The sequence below is a fragment of the Streptomyces clavifer genome, from assembly GCF_036345975.1.
GTDB classification, from domain to species: domain Bacteria; phylum Actinomycetota; class Actinomycetes; order Streptomycetales; family Streptomycetaceae; genus Streptomyces; species Streptomyces clavifer.
In genome coordinates, this window is record NZ_CP107793.1 from 41,786 (window position 1) to 62,067 (window position 20,282).

Here is a 20,282-nt window from a genome sequence, read left to right on the forward strand (position 1 = left end):
CGCGGCTCACCCAGCGCCCGCCCCGCTTCCTCACCGACGACATCGACGGCCGTGTCCTGTTCGACCCCGCGCCCACGGCCTGGCTCACCGGCTGTCCGACCACCCCGACCACCTCGACCGTCGTGGCAGTGCCGCCGGGGTCAGGGCCCGCTGCGGGCGCGCGGCGCACTCTGGACACGTGTCCGGGCAGCTGCGAAGATCCACGACTGGACCGGCAAACCGTCGGTGGACAAGGGGAGTTCAGCATGCACTTGTTAGCTCTGCGACGCCGCGTCTCCGTCGTCGCCGTCACTGCGCTCCTCGCCGGAGCGGGCACCCTGGCCGCCGCTCCCCCGGCCCTGGCCGGGGATGACTCGACGATCTTCGGCAAGGACAACACCGTCACTGTGGGCGAGGCAACGTACTTCCCTGCGACGACGCAGAACAGGGACGGCATCACGGCCTACGTGACGTACTCCTGCGATCCGGCCCCAACCCTCTACCTGGGTATAGCGTGGCGGCTGGCCGACGAGCGGGATTCGCAGATCAACAGCCCCCGCGGAGTCGCGACCGTGCAGCCCTCCCAACTGACCTGTGACGGGCAGAAGCACACGGTGGCGATCACCGCCCGCACACTGTCGGGCAACCATCTCCCGTTCGGAGAGGGCGACCCGGTGAAAGTCACGGCAAGCGTGAGCAACTTCGAAGGCGCGCCGTACGCCCAGCGCGTGGTGGTCACGACGCTCTGAGGCCGCGGGCGACGATTTCCCCACCGGCACTGCTGTCACCTGCAATCTCGCCGAACCAATCCGCGGATCGTGAACGGCACTGCCATCCCGCCGCAGTGCGGCCGCCCGGATCCGCGGCTCAGGGCTATCCAGCTCGGTGCGTGATACGCCAGGGGGCAGCGGCCGGACACGCGGCAGCCCTGACCGAGGTACTCAGTCAAGTTCATGTTCCCAGTACTCCAGCACACATGACAGTCAGTCATTTGTGCTGGTTGTAACCACACGGAACAATCTCGGCAGCGGGCCGTGGCCCCCACAGCCATAGCTGCCAAGGAGTAGGTCTGCTCCGTAGCCGGGCGGTCCCGCCGACGGCCGGCGTGCAGCGGCCGGTTCGTACCGGCCCAAGAGCTGCCGGGCCACGGTACCGGTACCGAACTCGCGGCCAGGCGTTCCCATACCGGGGGCTCGTACCTTCTGTCCCAGCCGGCGTAGCCGTCGCCGTCCATCAAGGAGGACAGGATGCCCGAGAACACGAACCCTGAGCAGCAGGACGACATCGAGCCGGAGGTCGTCGCGCACAGCGAGGAGGAGGAGCTCGAGGCGGGCTGCATCATCAACGGCAGCAGTGCGCTCTGACCCGTCCCATAGAGTCCTGAGCACCCAGCGGGCTACTTGGCTCCCGCCCAGGGGAACCGGGCAGCCCGCTTCGGTGCCTGCCCCAGGCCACGGTACCGGGGCCTGTCCGCTCGGTCGGCCAGGCCGTGGGAGAGCGCCGAATGGCTGCTACGGGGAGATGACGACGAACGTGTCGATCTCGTCTGCACCGCGACCAGCAGGAGCTTGAACACCCTGATCGATCCCTGAAAGGTCCTGCTGGTTGACAGCCAGGCCGACGTCAGGGCATGCCTGGACAACTCTGTCCTCGTGGTTGCCACGGGGGGGTACTCCCCCACCACCGGGCTACGCGACGTCGGGGCCTCCTCGCCCCCTCGTCATGTTTTTCGCGGTCCCGCAACGGGGCCGCTGGCCTCCTGGCTCGGCATGGCTGTGTCCCTCTGTCGAAGGCATGACCCGGGGGACACAGCCATGCAGGTCGGCGGCACGATTGGCGAAGCGGCTGTGCTTCATCTCCGAGGTGAAGTGCGTCGACGGCCAGGTCGTGAACGCCATCATCGCCGTGGCGGACATCGAGTTCATGTGCCCAAAAACCGCAGTACTAGCCCGACTTCCGGCCAACGTCCCGCCTCATCAAGGGGCGGTCAGCCGTGGCAGCAGCGGAGGAGCGGTGACCATTGCCACGGCCCAGCTCCCGCGGGCCCGCATCACCAACGAGACGCGCCCGGCAACCGGGCGATGAAAAAAGATCTGAATGCTCGAGAACCTGATCTTCCACCCCCGTACTACCAGCGGACTGCGCCGTCTCACGATCCGCACGGAGTCCCCGGCGGGCGTTCTCTGGCTGTCGGCCTGCTCACTGATGCCCCAGGCTGGGGAGGTGAGCACTGTCGGTTATGGAAAACCCTCCCGGGGCGGGGACGACCCCTGGGGCCTGGTCCCGGACGAGGCGGCCACTGCCCGCGCCCTCCTGGACGGCTCCGGCCGAATTACGCACTGGAACGACGGTGCCCGGCGGCTGCTGGGCCACACCGCGGCGCAGATGCTGGGCCACTCGGCAGCCGAGCTACTCGCCGATCCCGTCGCCGCCACCGCCACCGCCCCGTCCGGCGACGAGCGGCCGATGCCCTGGAGGGGCACCGTGGAACTGCGGCACCGCGACGGCCGGCGGCTGACCGTACGGCTGCTGGCCCACCGGCTCCAGCAGCACGAAGACGGCTCCGAAGGGTGGCTGCTCGTCAGCCCTCTGGCCGGCACCGAACGCACCGAGGAGGACGACCAACTGCCCCGCCCAGCGTTCCTCTACGCGCCCAACGCTCTCGCCCTCTACGACACCGAAATCCGGCTGCGGCGCGCCAACCACGCGATGGAGCAGGTCATCGGGCTCACCGAGGATGAGGCTCGCGGCCTACGTCTGTCGGAGATCGGCGGCAAGCCGCAGAGCATCGAACTGGAGGAGCAGCTGCGCCAGGCGATGGAAAGCGGCAGGCCCAGGGACGTCCGCACCCGTCTGCGTACCGGTGGCGAGCCGCGCGAGCACGCCTGGCTGGGACGGATCGCCCCGGTGTGGGACACACGGGGCGAGCTGGTGGGGGTCGCGCTGTCCGCCGTCGACATATCCGGCGAGGACCGGGCGCAGGCCCGGCTCCAGCTGGTCAACGACGCCTCCCGGAGGATCGGCAGCACCCTGGAGATCGGCCGCACCGCCCTGGAGCTGGTCAATGTGTGCGTCCCCCGGCTGGCCGACTTCGGCAGCGTGGACCTGCTCGCCACCCCGTACCTGCACGGCGACGCCCCGCCGTCGCTGGAGAACGGCGTGCTGACCCTGCGCCGGGTCGCGCACCGCTCCACCCGGGAGGACACCCCTGAGGCGCTGGTGGAGACAGGGCAGGTGTGGGACCACGCCATCGCGTCCTCGCCGGTGCGGGCCGTACTCTCGGGGGAGCCGGTGGTGCTGCACAAGGACGATCCGGCCTTCCACACCTGGGCGGAGCAGGAACCGCTGCGGGCGCGGCACGCCAGGGAGCTGGGGGTGCACTCCATCCTGTCTGTGCCACTGTCGGCGCGCGGGGTGACGCTGGGGGTTGCGCAATTCCTGCGGTACCGGCGCCCGGATCCGTTCGCGCCGGACGACGTACTGGTGGCGCAGGAGATCGTGACGCGGGCCGCAGTGTGCCTGGACAATGCGCAGCGGTTCACCCAGGAGCGGGAGACCGCGCTTGCGCTCCAGCGCAGTCTGCTGCCGCAGAGGCTGCCGCAGCGCAGCGCCGTGCAGGTCGCCTCCCGCTACCTGCCGGCGGCCGGGCAGACCGGGGTGGGCGGCGACTGGTTCGATGTGATCCCGCTGTCCGGGGCACGGGTGGGCCTGATCGTGGGCGACGTGGTGGGGCACGGGGTGCGGGCATCGGCGACCATGGGGCGGCTGCGTACCGCGGTACGCACGCTCGCGGACGTCGATCTGCCGCCGGACGAGCTACTCACCCACTTGGACGACCTCGTGCTCCGTCTCTCCGAGGAGACCGGGGGTGAGGAGACGGCCGGGGACATCGGCGCCACCTGTCTGTACGCGGTCTACGACCCGGTCACCGGCGCCTGCACAGTAGCCAGGGCCGGACATCCGCCCCCCGTCCTGATCGACCCGGAAACGGGCGGGGCCACCATCATGGATCTGCCTGCTGGGCCGCCACTGGGCCTGGGGGGGCTGCCGTTCGAATCGGCGGAGTTCTCGCTGCCCGAAGGGTCGGTGCTGGCGCTGTTCACCGACGGCTTGGTCGAGCGCCGCGATCAAGACATGGACGAGGGCTACCGCGTGCTGCACGAGGCGCTGGCCGCCCCGGCCGTCTCGCTCGATGCCCGGTGCGGGGCGGTCATTGAGGCGCTGCTACCGAGCGGGGCGCCGGGCGATGACGTGGCTCTGCTGATGGCGCGCACCCGGGTTCTCAACGCAGCGCACGTGGTGTCGTGGGAGATCCCCGCCGACCCGGCGAGCTGCGGGGTCGCCCGCAAGGACATCGACGGGCAGCTGACGTGGTGGGAGCTCCAGGAAGCGGTGTTCACCACTGAGCTGGTGGTCACCGAGCTCATCACCAACGCCATCCGGCACGCTTCCGGCCCCATCCGGCTGCGGCTGATCCTGGACCGTACGCTCATCATCGAGGTCTCCGACACCAGCAGCACCGCCCCCCATCTGCGCCGGGCGGCCGGGTTCGACGAGGGCGGCCGCGGGCTGATGCTGGTGGCCCAGCTGACTCAGAGTTGGGGCACTCGGTATTCGGCCGGCGGCAAGACCATCTGGGCAGAACTCCCGCTGCCCGACAACTATGCGGGGTTCGATGGATCGGCTGTTCGTTGAGCCGGTCCACCCGAGTGCCGCATACGGTTGATTCCCCGGGCACGACGACGCGTCCGTGCTCGCTGGAGTCCTGGGTGTCCTGCTCGGCCGGGCAGCAAGCTGCGAATTCACCTTCGGGCCGGGCCGCCAGAACACCGAAGCGCATTGCGGCCTCGCCGCGTTCGCACCCGGTGAGTTTTCGCAAGCCGGCGTGCTCGTCGGGGTGCAGGCCGCCGGCGGGCACCAGGCGGGCCCCGGTCATGGCGGAGATGAGGGTCCTGCCGGACCCGCATGCCGCGTGTAGCCGGCCGCGGCCCTCCTCGCGCAGGCCGGCGCTGATCGCCTCGACGGCCTCCTGCTGATAAGGGCGCAGTGCGTGGCTCACCGCCGTACCCCCTCGTTCGTCGTCCGGTCTGCCGCAGTACGGCCCCGGCCGTGCGGCGGGGCTTCGGCTGCGACCGCGTCGGCGAATGCGATGGACGGCGTCGGAACCTCCTGGGCGACCCGCGCGACGACTGCCCGGTGCCAGGAGGCCGGGAACCCGCTCTCAGGGGTGGGCGGCGTGGTACTCCTCGTCGTCCCGGTAAGTGACCACGCCCGGCTCCGGGTAGAGCGTGCCGTAGCTGTCCGGACGGCTGTAACCGGTCAGTGCCGTGACGTGGCGGCGCAGCTCATGGCCGGGCAGGGGGCCTTCGGCGAGGGAGCCGGGGATCGCGATTGCCAGCATGCCTCCAGCGCCCGCATCGCTTCGATGTTCATATCGAAACGGTGTTGCGTTGGGAAGGGCCGAAGGATCTACCGTGGGGACCATCCCCGCGTACGCGGGGAGCAGAAGGCAGCGAACTGTTGGGTGATCCTCGAGCCAGTGAGCCCCGACCGTGGAAGCCGGCCGGGGCTCACGTGATGTGTCGCCGTTCTAGAAAAGGCCCTCGGTCATGTGGCTGACCTGGACGAGCATGACGAACAGCGTCATCACGGTAGTCATGAGGGCCTCGAACCCGATGTGGCTGATCTTCTCGAAAGCCGCACGGATCGGTGTGGCCGTCGGGCGGCCCGCTTCACGGATCTGCGAGATCTTCAGACGGGTGGCTGTGTGGTGCCACATCGTCGTTTCGTCGCGGTCGATACCGCACGCCAGGAGGTAGGCGTGCAGTTGCTCGGTGGTCGGCAGCTTCCCTCCGCTGGTCATGTCATGGACGGCCGACTTGGAGATCGGGATGCCGTGCCTCTGGGAAGCGACGTCGCTTATCTCACGGACGGACAGGTCGGCGTGCTGGCGCAGGTCCCGCAGGAGCCCGGTGAAGTCGGCCGGCGTCGTGCAGAGCATCAGTGCCGTCCGCATCGTGTCGTCGCGCCCCGGGCGCTGATGCGATTGCCGCGGCATCGAGATCGTAGCCGTGCGCAGGAGCTCGGCCAGCGACTCCGAGGGCAGTTCGAGCGGCTGCGGATCGGGGTACCGCTGACGACGGCGGCGCTCACGGCGGTTGGGCGCTGCGGGCGCCACAGCAGGTGCGGCCGGTGCGGGCCGAGGGTTTCCTGCGAGCCGGGCCGCGTCCCAGAGGCTCCTCCACTGAGTGAGGTCGGTGTCGGGGTCGCAGCCCAGGACGTACGCCTTGACGACTTCCCAGCTCGGGACCTTCTTGCCGGAGGCTGCGGTGGAGAGCGTGGCCACCGAGTAGTGGCACAGCGGGGCCAGGGTGGTGTACGGCATCCCCTTCTCGGTACGCAGTTCGCGCATGGCGAGGACCAGGGACCGGTTCTCAGGGCTGGCTCCGACCCAGATGGGGCTTTCGGGGCGTGCCATCTCAGGCCTCCGCCAGGAAGGTGTGCTGCGGGCTGTGCTTGAGGACGAAGCGGCGCGCGGAGCGCTTCCACCGTCGATGGTCCCCGGAGTCACGGGGCCTTGAGGCCGGGACCGTCATCTCGATGTCGCCGGTGGTGCCCGTGCCGGACTGCTCGTCAGCCACGATGCTCTGCTTGGCCGGGAGCGGTGCGACGGCGAACAGCGCAGCCGTGACGTTCAGACCCAGTGAGGTCGCCTCGACGGGGTCGATGCCGATCAGTGTGGTACCGGCGACTGAGGCGGCACCGGCGGCGGCGTACAGAGTGGCACGCAGAGACCGTGCGAACCCGCGTGTGGTGTCGGTGATCCTCTTGCGGGTCGCGCGGACCGCGTCAGGCGCCCGCGGCAGGCGGAACTTGGGCAGAGGGTAGTAGGGATAGGGCAGGCAGATGCCGCCGGGAAGGGGTGCGTAGATCTCCACTGCTTCTTCTCCTGAAAGAAACAGGGTCCCTGCTTAAGGCAAGGGAGTACCTCGACATGAGGACAGGGACCCTGCTCGACCTCGGACAAGGTCGTCACCGCCGACTGACGGGTGCGCCAACACCCCAACGGATCCGACCGCTTACACATTCATACTGCCGCACGTATAGGCGCTTCCACCACGCTGGAAGCCGGCAGAGCATGCGACGGCCGAAATCTTGAATAACCCTGCGGAGAGGACGATGTCCGCGCTTGTTTCCAAGCGATCTTCCTTGGGGTCACAGAGGCACCAACCCGTCGACCGGTATGGGCGGTTGGCCCGCAATGGCCATCACCCGATCGGGTGGCTGGGAATACCCGAACTGGCTATAAGCACGTGGGGTGAAGAACTGAACAACACAGCTCCGAAAACCCGCCACGCTGCTGTCTGTCCAGCTCAACGCCTTGTGGGAGATCTTCAGGAAACTCGCTTTCAAACAATGTTGTCCACTACGCTGGCCCTACTGCTCCTGGATTCGTAACCATGGAGCAGCGGCCCACCGTGGCCGCTATCCACAGCGCTTGTTCCTGACCTTGGACACGCTTGCGGATTACAGAGTCCCTCGCGCCAACGAGGGTCTCGCCGTCGGGGGAAGCCTCGACACCATGAGGGGCCTGCCACGCGGCGGGCCCCTCATGCATCGTGCGGCTTCCTCATGACCTGGGCTGCCCGGTGGCCCACTTCGGCCGGCCTCCACAGCCGATAACGCGGCGTGCCGGAGGGCGGGGCTCGCCGGCAGCGCCGCCCTCCGGTGCGCCGGCCGGACGAGTCGGTCGCGGCAGCCGCTCCGGATCGGCCGGGTGCGGCCGTACGGAGCTCGGATCGGAGAGGACGCCCCGCCGTCCGGCAGCTCATCCTGGAATGAGACGAGGGGCAGCGCGTACACCTGGACCGCGGCACCGGCTCGCGGCCAGGATCAGGCGGGCGACCCCTGGCTCGGAACGCTCGCGCGGCAGGAGATGGACGTAGTCCTCGGTGTCCTGATTCGGGTCTGAGCGCTTGCGGGTTCGGTGGTCAGGCACGCCGGCCCGAGTGGTGAAGACGGTCGGCGATCTGCCGTTCCGGCCGCCACACCAGGGTCTGCTCGTCGCTGTGGTGCACGGCCAGTCTCACGACTTCCTCGAGCAGGTCAGGGTGGGCAGCCGGCGGACGGTGCTCGTGCATCCACCGGGTGAAGCGTGCGGCGCCGAGCAGGAACTCCTTGTCGAGATCGATGGCCTGCAGGTGCAGCTGGTCCACCCAGTGCATGGCTTCGGTACGGGCGCCTTGTCCGGTGTGATGGAGGTAGAGGCAGTAGGCGGCACCGAGGTGGCCGGCGCCTGCGGCCAGTTCCCACCAGAACTGCGCGCTTTGCGCATGACCGGCGAGGTGAAGCATGCAGCCGAAGAGCTGGGCCCCTTCGATGTCGAGGTCTTCGAACGGCGGGTGCAGGTTGCCCTCACCGTCGTCACCCAGGCAAGCGGCCAGCTCTTCGACGTGCTGGGGCGCCCCGGGGCCTTTGAGGTACAGGCGCGCCATCACGGACAGCTGGCGGCGGGCCCGCATCACCAGGGGTGCTTCGCGTGACTTGGGGAGCGCCGCTTCGCGGGCCAGGCGGCGCAGGCCTGTCGCCTCGTCAAAGGGGCGGCGGCGGGCCCTTAGGGCTTCGCCGGTCTTGGCAAGGATCTCTTCGACAGTGTCGGCGGGACGGGGATGATTGAGTTTCGCTCTGCTCACGGCGTCAGTCCTTCGTGTCCGTCTCGCTGCGGTCCCCCGGTGCGGGCCTCGCCGTCCTTCTTGAGCAGCGTGGGCACGGCCTGTTCGAGGCGCTGTTTGCCCTGGCGGCAGTGATAAGCGACTGTCTGCTCACTGATGCCCATGTACCAGCCGATGCGCTGGGGCTTGTAGCGCAGGACGACAGCGTCGAACTGCTGGGGCGGCAGCGCGGCCAGGGCTTCGAAGACGCCCTGCTCGCTGTTCAGGCGGTGCAGTCCCCGGCGGTAGTCGTCCAGGCCCTGCGTTATCGCGGCCCGATCCTCGCGGTCCTGCCGAAACTCCTCCACGGTCTGGCGCATGATCGCCCAGACCTGTTGCTGCATGTTTCTCTCGACCAGCAGTTCGTCCCAGTTGTCCTGTACCCGCAGCATTGCGGTGTGCACGGACTCCTCGGCAGCCTCGTCGTCGTCCAGGACGGCGAAGGCGTAGTCGTGGAAGGCCGTCTGGTCAGCCAGGTACAGGGCCTGGTAACTCAGTGGCAGGCGGAGGTGGACCCCGATCGGGTCCCCGCTGCCACCGATGTGCTTGACGTACTCGTTGTCGTTCATGACTCCTCTTCGCGCGAGGACGAAGTAGCGCCCCTACCGGGCACTTGGCCCGCAGCCGCAGCTATGTGACGACCACTCAAGCGCCCCGAACGCTCGATCGTTCATGCACGAGTACGCGAATTTCATCCCGCCAGGCATCGACGGGACATTCAATACGCAACTACCCTTCGGTAACGGCCCGCTACCTGCCAGTTCCCCGTAGTCATATGACCGAGGAGTGGTCATGGATCCCCTGGTATGTGCCCCAGCTCACACCGGCGCAAGCCGGGCGCCCGCCTCGGCACCTGACACGTAGAGATGAAAACCCACGAATCGACTGGTACTTGACCTGCCCCACGCCGAGCAAGGAATTGCATCCGCCTGGCGGAGGCAAGGCAGGGGCCCTTCGCTGATCGCTTCCAGGAAGCCGTGCAAGGGCGCGCCGACGAGCGGCAGCTCAGCAGGAAGCCTCCTTGGACCCGTAACGGTTCGGGGGCCTCCACTCGTATCGACTACGGCTCGCACACGGTCCTCGCTGAGCCTGCTACGGGCGGGGAGTCCCTCGACCACCAGCGGGCGGCGGCCCCGACGGAACGAGCCCACGTCGGAAAGAGCAGCTTGGAGCTCCTCCCAGGCGCTCGGCGTCAGCCTCTCCGCCTGCGGCCTACGCTTCACATCCAGTTGCGCCGGCGCCGTCCGTCTGTGCACTGGTTGTGCTTCTCGGACCGATCCTGTTCGAACTTCGTTGCTCAGTGGAAGACTTGATGGGTGAGCGGTATACGGTAACGACCGCTTCGTCTCAGGGAAGGCGGATTCATATGATCGCCGTTCGTCGTGCGCTCGCCCCCCTCCGTAAGGTCTTCACCGCCCATCCACCCGTCCCCGTTCCGCCGCGGGACCCGGCCCGGCCGCGGCACAACGTCTTCGAAGCCGCCGCGACCTATGTGACTGCGAGCGCCGAGGACGACGCGGACCGCCTCGACGAGGCGGCGGGATGGGTCGCGCCCGATGCCCTGGCCTTCGGGATCAACGAGCTCGCCTGCCGAGCAGTGATCGCTCTGGCCAGGGAACGCGACCAGCCCGTGGAGGCCGTGGCACGGGGTCTACTCGGCCTGCCCGGCGCGGAACCGTCCAAGGCGGCATGAGACGAACGGCCTACGGCCAGGGCCGGATTCCGGCGATGCCCTTCAGGGTTCCCGGGCCGTGTCGATCGCGGCGACAGCCATTCCCTGACCACGAATGCGGCAATCGATGCCGCTGCTCCGGACGATGCGCATGAGGCCGGGCCGCCCGGTCACCACGGGTCGGCCTGGTCGTGCCACGGGCGGCCTCGGTCGTGGTGCGGCCCGTCCCGTGACCGGGGCCTGTCCCCCACACTCTGTACGGGCACCAGTCGAGACCGGGCCCGGTTCGTCAGGGTAGAGCGAGAGGCTTTCGCTCCCACACCCCCGGCCGGATGGTCACCGTCGAATCCCCGGGTGCCGTGTGCCCGCGCTTCTTGGACGGAAGGTCGAGTGCCTGTTGCCGAAGGTGAGTTCCCTGTCGCGCCTCGGTGCGGCGTCCTCGTCGGGCCCCGCGTCGGTCACCCGCCTGCAGTGCGCCTCGTACCGCCGCCGTCGGAGGCAAGTCGGCAGGGAGAACGCCGTCTTCGCAATCCTCTTCGCAAGGTCGGTGTCCCCACATCGAGATCATCACGCATGGGACAAGCACCACCCGTGTGAAGGCATGGCAGGATCGCGTTCATGTCCCTCCGCGTGCCCCGCCTCCGGATCGGCTCGACCGAGATCATCGCCCTCGCCGACGGCGAGGGCCCGTTCTTCTCCCCGCGCGCCGAGGCCTTCCCCGAGGCCACGGCCGCGCAGTGGGCCGAGGCCGACCGCTACGACCCGGGCGCGGTGGACGCCGAGGACCGCTGGCGGCTCCAGTTCCGCGCGTACGCGATCCGCGGCGACAAGGGCCTCACCGTCGTGGACGCCGGGATCGGTCCGGCGGACAGCCCGGCCGGCTCGTGGGCGCCCGTGCCCGGTGTGCTCCCCGAGTCACTCGCCGCCGCGGGCATCGACCCGGCGGAGGTCGACACCGTGGTGCTCACGCATCTGCACACCGACCACGTCGGGTGGGCGGTCGTGACCGAGGCGGCCGTCCCGCCGGCGGGTGGCGCGGTGGACGGCAGCGCTTCGGCCGGCGGCCGCCGCCCTTATTTCCCGAACGCCGAATACCTGCTCCAGCAGGCCGAGTTCGACGCCATCGACACGCTCAACCCGCAGCTTCGCGAGACCCTCACCGACCCGCTCGCGGCCGCCGGACGGCTCCGGCTCCTCAACGGGGACACGCCGCTGCGCGCCGGGCGTGCGGTCGCCACGCCCGGACACACGCCCGGACACCAGAGCGTGCTGGTCGCCGACGGGCGCGAACGCGCGCTCGTCACCGGCGACCTCCTGGTACACGCGCTCCAGCTGCTCCACCCCGAGCTCGCCTACGCGCACGAGGCCGACCCTGAGGCGGCCAGGCACTCGAGGGAGCGCATGTTCGGCGGCGAGACCGCCATGCCGCTGCACCTGGCGACGCCGCATCTGACGGAGCCGTTCCTCCTCGCGTGATCGCGGCCCCGAACCAGGGCATCGGCCACGCGACGTTCCTCGCAAGCGGGGAGCAGGCTGCGTGGCCTGCAGTCGCGGAGATGGGCCGCGCCTACGGTTCGTCAGGGCGACGGTCGCCCGGACTACGACGGGCCCGGTCCACGGGCCGGGGGCCACGTCTGCACCGGACTGGATCGCCGCTGCCTGCCGGTAAGCGCGCAGCATGGCGTTCCCGTGTGGGCGGGCAGCAGCGTTTCCTGTCCCGCACCCGGCGCAGCGGGGTGCTCGTGAAGGGACCGTGCTCGGACTCCTGTCGGTGTCGATGCGCTCGCGAGGCGAGCTCGACCTGCTGGGCAGGATGCCGCTAGGTGGCGGTGCAGGTGCGATCGCCCGTGTCGTCGAGCTGGAGCGCGGCCCGGGACGTCGTGCCGTCGTGGCTCAGGAGCAGCGCGATGCTGCCCTTCGTGTGGTCCGGGAACCGCACGGCGTACAGCGTCCGGACGCCGTGCGCGGCGGTGCCGACCCGGCGGACTTCCAGGGGGCTGCCGCCACAGGTCGCGGAGGTCACCTGCTGGTGGTCGGTGGCGAAGAGCTGAACCCAGCCATCGGTGAACAGGGTTGCGAGCGGATCCACCTTCCTTGATTTTCCTACGGGCACGGGCTCGACGGTGCAGGACAGTTCGGAGAACCCGGGGCCGGTGGCCGACGCCCAGCACAGCCGCCGGTCGCGGGTCTCCCAAGCGTAGGCGGCGCCGGTCGGCCAGGCCTCGACCAGCATCAGGCCCTGAGAGCCGGGGGCGTCGGCGTCTCCCTGCCGGTCACGGCGGGCGCCGGGTCAGGTTGCGCGACGGCGGCGGGCGCGGAGCAGGTTGAGGCCCTTCATGGCGTAGGAGGCACCACTGAGCACGAGGCCGGCGAGGGCGAGCCAGAACCAGGATTCCGCCAGCAGGAGGCTCAGCAGCAGGCCGCCGAGAAGTACCAGGCTGCCCATGGTGTCCAGCAAGTCGAGACGCGCCTTGGAGCGCACCGCGGAGTCGGTTTCGCGGAGTCGGCGGATGACGGGAACGAGGGCGAGTGCCTGCAGGACGGCCAGAGCGAGAAGGATCCAGCCGAACCAGTCGGGTATGTCCACGACGCGGACTGTACCGCCCGCCGGGACCCCCGGAACGAAGATCCGTAAGAAGCGCCCCGGTTGGGTTGTTCGGCCGGTTGGGGCCATCCCCGGATGTGCGGGGAGCAGGGGTGCGAGGCGTCTGCGGTCACCTCCCAGCCAGAGGGCGGGCTGCCGGAGTCGGGAAGGGATCGCTTCCACGACTGGCGCCTCGGTGGGCGCGGTGTTCTTGCGGTCGGCCCCGCCTGATTCGCTGGGCGGAGTGGTGCCGCTGCTCCCCTCGTTGTCGTTGAGCACCCCTGCCGTGGCCGGGCGGGGGCCCAGGGCGGATTCCGGGGGTCGCGCAGGACGGGGGTACCGGCGAGCGCCCGGCCGCGGCACGACGCCTTCGGAGCCGCCGCGACACGCGTGACGGCGAGCGCCGAGGGCGACGCGGACCGCTCGGCGACGCGGCGGACCGGGTCGCGCCTGATGCCCTGGCCTCGGGATCGACGAGCTCGCCTGCCGAGCGGTGGTCGCGCCGGCCGGGGAACGCGACCAGCCCGTGGAGGCCGTGGCACGTGGTCGTCTCGTACCGCCCGGGGCGGTTCGGCTGCCGGGCGGCAGGAGACGGCTCGGTCACGGCACCGGTGCGTACCGGCCCGGGTCCGGATTCGGTCAATGCCCTTCGGGGTTGCGGCCCCTGGGCGCTGTACCCGGCGGCACGGGCGGGGTACGGCGTCCGGGGGCACACGGCGTACGGACCGGTGCGGGCCGGCGGTGGCTTCTCCTGCGTGGGGGAGGCCACCGCCGGCGTCATGTGCTCAGCGGTTGGTCCACAGGTTCCACACCCAGGGCCAGGCTGAGCCCTCGGCGCACTGGTAGCGGTCCCAGTGTCCGCGCTCGATGCCCTGCTGTCCGGCGGTCTGGCAGCCGCCCAGGGTCATGTACTTGCCTCGGTGGATGTCGAGGCCGTCGGCCGCCTGGACGGCGGCCACCGGGTGGGACGCCGCCCCGGACACCGCGACGGCGGGTGCCGCCGAGACCAGCCCGAGCCCGACCACGGCCATCGCTGCGAAAGCGGACAGTGCGGTGCGTACACGCATGGTGAAGATCCTTCCGGTAGGGATACGAAGTCGGCACGTGCGGCATCCGCCGGCACGGCCACAGCCACCGGCACGCTCACCCCTGGGGGTGATCTGTTCAGCCGGTACGCCGAGTTTGCGCAGGAAGCCGCACCTTTACAACCAGATCCCGCTTGCTTCACCGATGTCGGGATAAATACAGTCCTGACCTGCTGGGACGCATCCGTCCCGGGACGCGGGACAGGCGGCGGGACGCCGTTGCCCCGCCTGCGGAAAGGGCGACTTCGATGACCGGCCAACGGCCCGACCGTGATGCGGCAGCACGGAAGCTGGGAGCGGCGCTGCGAAGCCTGCAGCAGCGATCGGGGTGCACACTGCGCGGCCTGGAGACCCGGGTCCGTATCAGCGACTCGTCGCTCTCCCGCTACTTCCGGGGCGAGACCGTGCCGGCCTGGCCCGTGGTGAGGGACCTGTGCCGGGCGCTGGGGGCGGATCCTGCCGAGTACCGCGCCCTGTGGGAGGCGACCGGCCAGGCCCCGCCCGACGAGCCCGTCGCCGCGGTCGTCCGGCGCACTCCGGAGGAATCGGGTGCCGGTGAAGATGCTGTCGGTCCGTCACGCTCCCGCGGCGGCCCGGCCCGGTGGCACCGATGGCGTGGGCCGTTGTCCGGCCGGGGGGTCATCGCGGTGGCCGCGGCCGCTGCGGGCGGACTCGTGGCGGTGGGGCTCCTGTTGTTCCTGCTTCCCTCGCAGGGGGTGCCGGGTGCCGCACCCGGCGCACGGGGCGCCGAGGGCGGTTCGGGCAGGAGTGGTGATGCGGGTGTTCTCGTCCACAACGTCGAGGAGGTCTGCCAGGAACCGCGCACGACTTCATGTGCGCTCTCCCTGGCCTACAGCCCCTACCGCCCCTACGTCACGACCAACGCGGCCGACCGTGTCTGGCACCACGACCTGCTCCGCGCCCGCTGCACCGTCGCCAACGGGGTCACCGTCACCGACGAGAACCACAAGCACACCAGCATCTGGATCCAGGTCACGCACGGCGGAAGGCGCCTCTGGCTGCCCGGAATCCGGGTCCACCCCGACAGCCTGACCCAGCTCACCACCACCCTGCCCCTGTGCTCCTCGTAGGTGCGGGAGTGGGGGGGTGCAGGGGGTGGGCGGCACGGCCGTCGGGCGGCGTCAGCCCTGCCCGGCTCCCGTGGGCGTGGCGGCCCCGTGGGCGCAGTTCGTCGTGACCGTGATGCAGGACGGCGTACCCGTCGCGTGCGTCGTCAGTGGCCGCAGCAGCATGACGGCCCCGGGGGCGGCGGGCCTCCCGGGGGCGGGCCGCGGCTTTCGCGGGGGAGCGGGTGTCCGGTTCTTTCCCGTCGCCCCGCCCTGGTCGGCGGGGGTGGCGGGTTCGCTCTGCACGGGTAAGGCTTCACGAGGACAACACAACAAACCGCGTGTGTGGTTTCATTTGATGACGGCTCGCCACGCGGCTTCGCGCGCGGCGCGGCCTGCCGTCGGCGCGCCATGACCGAAAACAGGACACCAGGGTTTCGCAGGGAGTTATGGGACATGCACTCGCCCTCGTTCCACCAGATGCTCGCCGAGATACCCATGGACCTGTTCGACTCCCTGCCGAGGAACGACCAGCGGTCGAAGGCCGGGGAGTACGTGGCCGGGCTGCTGGGCGCGCACGGGCGCAAGACCCTGCGCAACGTGGCGAGCCAGTTGGGCGGGCAGGCGGCGCGCAGCCAGAGCATCCATCACTTCATCAGCGAGTCCTCGTGGGAGTGGGAGCCCGTGCGCCGCGGTCTCGCCCGGCGTGCGGACGAGCTGCTCGGGCCCCGGGCCTGGGTGGTGCGCCCCACCGTGGTCCCCAAGGGGGGCGGGCATTCGGTCGGTGTGGCGGAGTACTTCGCGCCGCAGCTCGGACGGACCGTCACCGCGCAGCAGTCCTTCGGGGCCTGGCTGGTCTCACCGGCCGCGGGTGTGCCGGTGAACTGGCAGCTCGCCCTGTCGGCCGACTGGACCGAGGAGCTGCGTCGGCGGCGGGCGCGCATCCCGGCGACGGGCCGGGCGCTGAGTCCGGAGGAGAACGCGGGCGACGTGGCCCTGCGTGCCGTGCGCGCTCGTTCCGGGGTTCCCCTTCCCGTGGTGCTGGACGCGCCGGGGCTCGATCCGCTGCGTATGGTGCGGCGCTTCGGGCGGGCCGGGGTCCCTCTGGTGCAGCGTGTCGAGCAGCGCCTCCGGCTGCGGGTGGGGCCCTTGGCGTTACCCGGCCACGGGGACGTGCCACTCAGCGCGGGCCGGCTCGTCGGCTCGATGCGGCAGCTCTGGCGGGCCCGGCCCGCAGCGGGCGGCAGGAGCTTGTCCATGGCGGTCGCGGTCGTGCTGCCGGGGGCGCCGGACGGCGGCCGGGAGGCGGGCGGGCAGCGGCTCCTGGTGGCCCAGTGGCCCGAATCCGACCTGTCCGCCGCACGGTTGTGGCTGGCGGACAGCCGGCTGGGGCATGCCGGGGTGCTGCGGCTGGCCGGGCTCGCCGAGGTCGTGGACCGCGACGATGCCCTGGTGGCCTCACGCGTGGGGCTGCGGGACTTCGCCGGACGGTCCTTCCAGGGCTGGCACCGTCACATCACGCTGGCGTCGGTGGCCCATCTCGCCTACATGCGGGCGGCCCTCACCACCGCGGCACCGCACCGGACGCCCCTGGTGCCGCTGCTGCCGGGGGCCGGCTGATCCGGCCGGCCCTCCCTCTTCTCCCCCGGCCGCCCGCCGTACGCCGGACCGCCGAAGACGTTCGCATCGAAGGAGAGTGCTCATGCGATTCAACCTGATCGGACCGTTACAGATCATCGCCGACAACGGTTCCGTCCTCCCCGTGGGAAGCCCCAAGGTCTCCCAGGTCCTGGCCGTGCTCCTCACCCATTCCAACGACCTCGTGACGCCGGACACCTTCATCCAGGAGCTGTGGCGGCACGGTCCGCCGCGTTCGGCGCTCAACACGGTGCAGACCTATGTGCACCACGCGCGAAGACTGCTCACGCAGGACGCCCGTCCCGGCACCGAGCACTCCCTGCTGACCACCCGGTTCGGCGGGTACACCATGCGCGTCGACGACTCCGAGATCGACATCAAGATCTTCGAACGGCTCGTCGCCCGGGGGAACAGCGAGCTCCGGGCGGGCCGGTACGAGGCCGCCGCCGACGCCCTCGGCATGTCGCTCGACCTGTGGCACGGCCCCGTGCTCTCCAACGTGCCGACGGGCGATGTCCTCGCCGGCAGGATCGTCCACCTGCAGGAGCTGCGGATCAGGGCGCTGGAGCTGCGGGTCGAGGCCATGCAGCGGCTCGGACGGCTTCGTGAACTCATCCCCGAGCTGCGGACGCTCGTGCACGACTACCCGCTCAACGAGTGGTTCCACGGTCAGTTGATCGCCGCCCTGCACCAGGCGGGACGGCGGGCCGAGGCGCTGGACGCGTATCAGAAGGTCCGGCGCCTGCTGCGGGAGGAGCTGGGCCTCGAGCCGTCGCGCGACATCCAGTGGCTGCACGAGAGCGTGCTCAGCCCGGTCCGGGTCCCGCCGGGTCCCACCACGCCGCTCGGTGGCGGCGTCGTGGTGCCCATGTGGGATTCGGCCCGATCCGGATGAACGCCCCCTCGACGTCAGGGGGTCAGACCGACGAACTCGGATTCCCCCGTCTCGGAACGCCAGGCGGGCATGTCGTCGTGGAGATGGGCCGCCCGCTCGGCCGAGACCGTCAACCGGGACATGACGCCGGGTTCCGCGATGGTCGGCATGAAACGCCGCAGGAGGGAGGCGATCTCGCCCGCCAGGTCGTAACTCCCGGGAAGGCCCTCGGTGACCACCTGGACACCGGTCCAGCAGCACACCAGCATGCGGGCGGTCTCCGTCTCGTCGACGTCCGCGCAGACCTCCCCGCGCTCCTTGGCCTCCTTGAGGAGCGCGGTGAGCAGCTCGGTCCAGTCGACCCAGCGGGTGCCGAACTGGCGCCGGGACTGGGGGTCGATGGCCATGCGCAGGGCGGCGCTCAGTACGGGTTCACGAGGCAGCCGGTAGGCCAGCAGGAGGACGATGTCGATCAGTTCCTGCAGTTTGAGGGCCTGGGGGCGGACTCCGTCCGTGGTCACCGCGGCTGCCAGGACGCCGCGTGCCAGGTGTTCCTTGGACGGGAAGTGGAAGTACAGGGCCCCCTTGGTCACGTCGGCCCGCTCCAGGATCTCGGCGATGGTCGTCGACTCGTAGCCGCGCTCGTCGAAGATCTCGGCGGCCGTCGCCAGGATGACCCTTCGGGTCCGGATCGCTCGTTCCTGCTGCGCCACAGTCACCCCTGGTGTTTGTGTTCTTACCTATCGAAAAAAGGACCGCTTGCGCGGTATATTATCCCGTGCCGAACCCCGGCGCCTCATCTCGGCCTGACCCAGGGGGGGATCATGCCCAAGACACTGCTTTCCGATCGCCAGAGACACAGCCACGTAGTCCGCCGGATCGCGGCACCCGTACAGCGCATCCCCAAAGAGTTCATCCACCTGCACCGGACGGAAGCCGTCCTCCTCACGAACTGGTCCACCCTCGGATCCGGCCGCTACGCCGTGAGCGCGCACTGGCCCCGGGGCGGATTCTTCGGAGACTCGGTGCAGTTACTGCTCGCCCAGACGATCCGGCAGAGCTGCCTGCTCATCGGGCACGCCGAACTCTCGGTTCCGCTTCCGCACCAGACGCTGATGGAGTGGATGGACTTCAGTGTCTCCAGCGATTTTTACGATCCAAAAAATAAACCGGACAACCTGTTCGTTCTTCTGACGTTCAAGCCGAACAACCCCAGGTCACTGCGGGTCGAGCTGTCGATCCTCTCGGAAGGCCGGCTGGTCGCGGAGTCGCTCCTCGACTTCAGCTGGATCGCCCCGGGCGCCTACCGCCGGCTGCGCGGGGCACACGCCGAGGTCCCGTGGGGGGAGGTCGTCGTTCCCTCCCCCGTCCTGCCGCACACGGTGGGGCGCGCCCACGAGCACGAGGTCCTGCTGGCTCCCACGGGGCTTGCGGACCGCTGGGAACTGCGCATGGACGTGTCCAACCCCGCGCTGTACGACCACCGGGTCGACCATGTGCCCGGTCTCGTGCTGATAGAGGCGGCGTACCAGGCCGCCCACGCGGTCACCGGTCCGGGACACGGCCCCGTTCGGGTCATGAGCACCTTCGACTCCTACGTCGAGTTCGACGCGCCGTGCCTGATCGACGCCGCGGTCGTCCCCGCGAAGGACGAGGACACCGTTCGCGTCGAGGTCACCGGCGTGCAGAGCGGCGAGCGCACCTTCTCCATCACCATGGACTGCGCGCAGTAGGATCCGGCCCGCGGCACAGGGGGCGGTGCCGGTCCGTACGGACCGGCACCGCCCCCTCCTCGGTTTCCCCGCCCCGTTCCCGGGGCTGTGCTCACCGGTTGACGTAACCGCCGTCCACCGGCAGCACGGTGCCGGTGACGTAGGAGGACCGGTCACTGAGCAGCCAGGCCGCGGCCTCGGCCACCTCCTCCGGTGCGGCGGTACGGCCCTGGGGGGTGACCGCGTGGACCGCCTCCTCCAGGCCGGGGTTGCGCGCATACCAGTCCACCGTGATCTCGCTGCGGGTCGAACCGGGCGCCAGCGCGTTGACGCGGATGCCCTGGCGGGCGTACTCGTCGGCCGCGGCGCGGGTGAAGCCGACCACCGCGTGCTTGGACGCCACGTACGGGGCGGCGGTGGGTATCGCGACCAGGCCTCCCACGCTGCTGTTGTTGACGATGGCACCGCCGCCGCTCGCGAGCATCGCGCCTATCTCGGCGCGCAGGCAGTTCCACAGCCCGCGCACGTTGATGTCGACGATGGTGTCGTAGACCTCGTCCCCCATCTCGTGGAGAGGGGCCCGGTCCCCGCCGATGCCCGCGTTGTTGAAGGCACCGTCGAGCCGGCTGTGGCGTTCCGTGGCGTGCCCGACCGCGCGCCGCACGTCGTCGGCGCGCGTCACGTCGCACACCACCGAGGAGGCCTCGAACCCCTTGGCGGTCAGCTGCGCCACGAGAGCGGCGAGCCTCTCCTCGCGGCGTGCGGCGAGGACCACCGACGCGCCTTCGCGGGCGAAGAGGTACGCGGCTGCCGCGCCTATCCCGCTGCTCGCGCCCATGACCAGAATGACCTTGTCCCGCAGTAATCCACCCGTATCGCTCATGGCGCCGATGCTGCCATCGGGCGGTCCGCCGCCGGCCCGCATTCCCGCAAGGCCGGGGCAGGGTATGTCAGGTCGGG

18 protein-coding genes and 1 pseudogene are annotated in these 20,282 nt (G+C 70.1%); 8 read left to right on the forward strand and 11 right to left on the reverse strand.

The genetic code is table 11. The features are described from left to right. The first annotated feature begins 245 nt into the window (after positions 1–245). Positions 246–728, forward strand: coding sequence for a hypothetical protein (locus tag OG927_RS00215; RefSeq protein WP_157866823.1), 483 nt, complete (start codon positions 246–248; stop codon positions 726–728). 1,474 nt (positions 729–2,202) lie between these two features. Further along, positions 2,203–4,674: a SpoIIE family protein phosphatase gene (locus OG927_RS00220; protein WP_330321285.1), complete on the forward strand. Its 2,472-nt coding sequence runs from the start codon at positions 2,203–2,205 to the stop codon at positions 4,672–4,674. Between the two features lie 235 nt (positions 4,675–4,909). Here the strand turns inward: OG927_RS00220 and OG927_RS35935 are convergent. The 6 genes and pseudogenes from OG927_RS35935 to OG927_RS00245 form a co-directional block, all read right to left on the reverse strand. Beyond that, a pseudogene (locus OG927_RS35935) lies at positions 4,910–5,038 on the reverse strand (DEAD/DEAH box helicase family protein); the annotation flags it as partial. Between the two features lie 162 nt (positions 5,039–5,200). Then, positions 5,201–5,380 carry a hypothetical protein gene (locus OG927_RS00225; RefSeq protein ID WP_319108041.1) on the reverse strand — a complete coding sequence of 60 codons (180 nt, stop codon included), beginning with the start codon at positions 5,378–5,380 and terminating at the stop codon, positions 5,201–5,203. 189 nt (positions 5,381–5,569) lie between these two features. Further along, a complete protein-coding gene (locus OG927_RS00230; RefSeq protein ID WP_319108039.1) occupies positions 5,570–6,457 on the reverse strand; it encodes a helix-turn-helix domain-containing protein in 888 nt (295 codons plus the stop codon). Between the two features lies 1 nt (position 6,458). Then, positions 6,459–6,917 carry a hypothetical protein gene (locus OG927_RS00235; protein ID WP_330319460.1) on the reverse strand — a complete coding sequence of 153 codons (459 nt, stop codon included), beginning with the start codon at positions 6,915–6,917 and terminating at the stop codon, positions 6,459–6,461. 1,053 nt (positions 6,918–7,970) lie between these two features. Then, positions 7,971–8,672: a hypothetical protein gene (locus OG927_RS00240; protein WP_056791292.1), complete on the reverse strand. Its 702-nt coding sequence runs from the start codon at positions 8,670–8,672 to the stop codon at positions 7,971–7,973. Beyond that, entirely contained in the window at positions 8,669–9,259 is a 591-nt protein-coding gene (locus tag OG927_RS00245; RefSeq protein ID WP_330319461.1) for a sigma-70 family RNA polymerase sigma factor, read from the reverse strand. The genes OG927_RS00240 and OG927_RS00245 overlap by 4 nt, the downstream gene beginning before the upstream one ends. 797 nt (positions 9,260–10,056) lie before the next feature. On the opposite strand from OG927_RS00245, the gene OG927_RS00250 reads away from it, so the two are divergent. Beyond that, positions 10,057–10,383 (forward strand): hypothetical protein, encoded by a 327-nt coding sequence (locus OG927_RS00250; protein WP_330319462.1) that lies wholly within the window; start codon positions 10,057–10,059, stop codon positions 10,381–10,383. 597 nt (positions 10,384–10,980) lie between these two features. Beyond that, positions 10,981–11,838 (forward strand): MBL fold metallo-hydrolase, encoded by an 858-nt coding sequence (locus OG927_RS00255; protein ID WP_330319463.1) that lies wholly within the window; start codon positions 10,981–10,983, stop codon positions 11,836–11,838. 343 nt (positions 11,839–12,181) lie between these two features. Here the strand turns inward: OG927_RS00255 and OG927_RS00260 are convergent, their stop codons facing one another. The 3 genes from OG927_RS00260 to OG927_RS00270 all read right to left on the reverse strand — a co-directional run bounded on the left by OG927_RS00260 (position 12,182) and on the right by OG927_RS00270 (position 14,013). Further along, positions 12,182–12,595: a hypothetical protein gene (locus OG927_RS00260; protein WP_124283573.1), complete on the reverse strand. Its 414-nt coding sequence runs from the start codon at positions 12,593–12,595 to the stop codon at positions 12,182–12,184. 57 nt (positions 12,596–12,652) lie between these two features. Beyond that, a complete protein-coding gene (locus OG927_RS00265) occupies positions 12,653–12,949 on the reverse strand; it encodes a hypothetical protein (RefSeq protein ID WP_330319464.1) in 297 nt (98 codons plus the stop codon). Between the two features lie 782 nt (positions 12,950–13,731). Further along, positions 13,732–14,013, reverse strand: a complete 282-nt coding sequence (locus OG927_RS00270) for a hypothetical protein (protein ID WP_056791278.1) — start codon at positions 14,011–14,013, stop codon at positions 13,732–13,734. Between the two features lie 266 nt (positions 14,014–14,279). Between OG927_RS00270 and OG927_RS00275 the strand changes: the two genes are divergently transcribed. The 3 genes from OG927_RS00275 to OG927_RS00285 all read left to right on the forward strand — a co-directional run bounded on the left by OG927_RS00275 (position 14,280) and on the right by OG927_RS00285 (position 17,631). Continuing rightward, on the forward strand, positions 14,280–15,122 hold the full coding sequence (locus tag OG927_RS00275) for a helix-turn-helix domain-containing protein (RefSeq protein WP_056791275.1): 843 nt from the start codon (positions 14,280–14,282) through the stop codon (positions 15,120–15,122). Between the two features lie 432 nt (positions 15,123–15,554). Continuing rightward, complete coding sequence (locus OG927_RS00280) at positions 15,555–16,718, forward strand: IS701 family transposase (protein WP_330319465.1); 1,164 nt, start codon at positions 15,555–15,557, stop codon at positions 16,716–16,718. Positions 16,719–16,800: 82 nt separating this feature from the next. After that, the gene (locus OG927_RS00285) at positions 16,801–17,631 is read left to right on the forward strand and encodes an AfsR/SARP family transcriptional regulator (RefSeq protein WP_056791270.1); all 831 of its coding nucleotides are present in this window, start codon (positions 16,801–16,803) and stop codon (positions 17,629–17,631) included. Positions 17,632–17,645: 14 nt separating this feature from the next. Here OG927_RS00285 and OG927_RS00290 read toward each other — a convergent pair whose 3' ends face one another. After that, positions 17,646–18,329, reverse strand: a complete 684-nt coding sequence (locus OG927_RS00290; protein ID WP_241192063.1) for a ScbR family autoregulator-binding transcription factor — start codon at positions 18,327–18,329, stop codon at positions 17,646–17,648. A 105-nt stretch (positions 18,330–18,434) separates the two neighbouring features. Between OG927_RS00290 and OG927_RS00295 the strand changes: the two genes are divergently transcribed. Further along, the gene (locus OG927_RS00295) at positions 18,435–19,343 is read left to right on the forward strand and encodes a ScbA/BarX family gamma-butyrolactone biosynthesis protein (protein ID WP_056791265.1); all 909 of its coding nucleotides are present in this window, start codon (positions 18,435–18,437) and stop codon (positions 19,341–19,343) included. A 91-nt stretch (positions 19,344–19,434) separates the two neighbouring features. Here OG927_RS00295 and OG927_RS00300 read toward each other — a convergent pair whose 3' ends face one another. Further along, positions 19,435–20,205, reverse strand: a complete 771-nt coding sequence (locus OG927_RS00300) for an SDR family NAD(P)-dependent oxidoreductase (protein WP_056791441.1) — start codon at positions 20,203–20,205, stop codon at positions 19,435–19,437. Positions 20,206–20,282 lie beyond the last annotated feature (77 nt).

Coding starts and splice junctions, on each gene's coding strand:
- OG927_RS00215 (WP_157866823.1), top strand. CDS start 246: ATGCACTTGTTAGCTCTGCGACGCCGCGTCTCCGTCGTCGCCGTCACT.
- OG927_RS00225 (WP_319108041.1), bottom strand. CDS start 5,380: ATGCTGGCAATCGCGATCCCCGGCTCCCTCGCCGAAGGCCCCCTGCCC.
- OG927_RS00230 (WP_319108039.1), bottom strand. CDS start 6,457: ATGGCACGCCCCGAAAGCCCCATCTGGGTCGGAGCCAGCCCTGAGAAC.
- OG927_RS00245 (WP_330319461.1), bottom strand. CDS start 9,259: ATGAACGACAACGAGTACGTCAAGCACATCGGTGGCAGCGGGGACCCG.
- OG927_RS00250 (WP_330319462.1), top strand. CDS start 10,057: ATGATCGCCGTTCGTCGTGCGCTCGCCCCCCTCCGTAAGGTCTTCACC.
- OG927_RS00255 (WP_330319463.1), top strand. CDS start 10,981: ATGTCCCTCCGCGTGCCCCGCCTCCGGATCGGCTCGACCGAGATCATC.
- OG927_RS00260 (WP_124283573.1), bottom strand. CDS start 12,595: ATGCTGGTCGAGGCCTGGCCGACCGGCGCCGCCTACGCTTGGGAGACC.
- OG927_RS00270 (WP_056791278.1), bottom strand. CDS start 14,013: ATGCGTGTACGCACCGCACTGTCCGCTTTCGCAGCGATGGCCGTGGTC.
- OG927_RS00275 (WP_056791275.1), top strand. CDS start 14,280: ATGACCGGCCAACGGCCCGACCGTGATGCGGCAGCACGGAAGCTGGGA.
- OG927_RS00280 (WP_330319465.1), top strand. CDS start 15,555: ATGCACTCGCCCTCGTTCCACCAGATGCTCGCCGAGATACCCATGGAC.
- OG927_RS00285 (WP_056791270.1), top strand. CDS start 16,801: ATGCGATTCAACCTGATCGGACCGTTACAGATCATCGCCGACAACGGT.
- OG927_RS00295 (WP_056791265.1), top strand. CDS start 18,435: ATGCCCAAGACACTGCTTTCCGATCGCCAGAGACACAGCCACGTAGTC.
- OG927_RS00300 (WP_056791441.1), bottom strand. CDS start 20,205: ATGAGCGATACGGGTGGATTACTGCGGGACAAGGTCATTCTGGTCATG.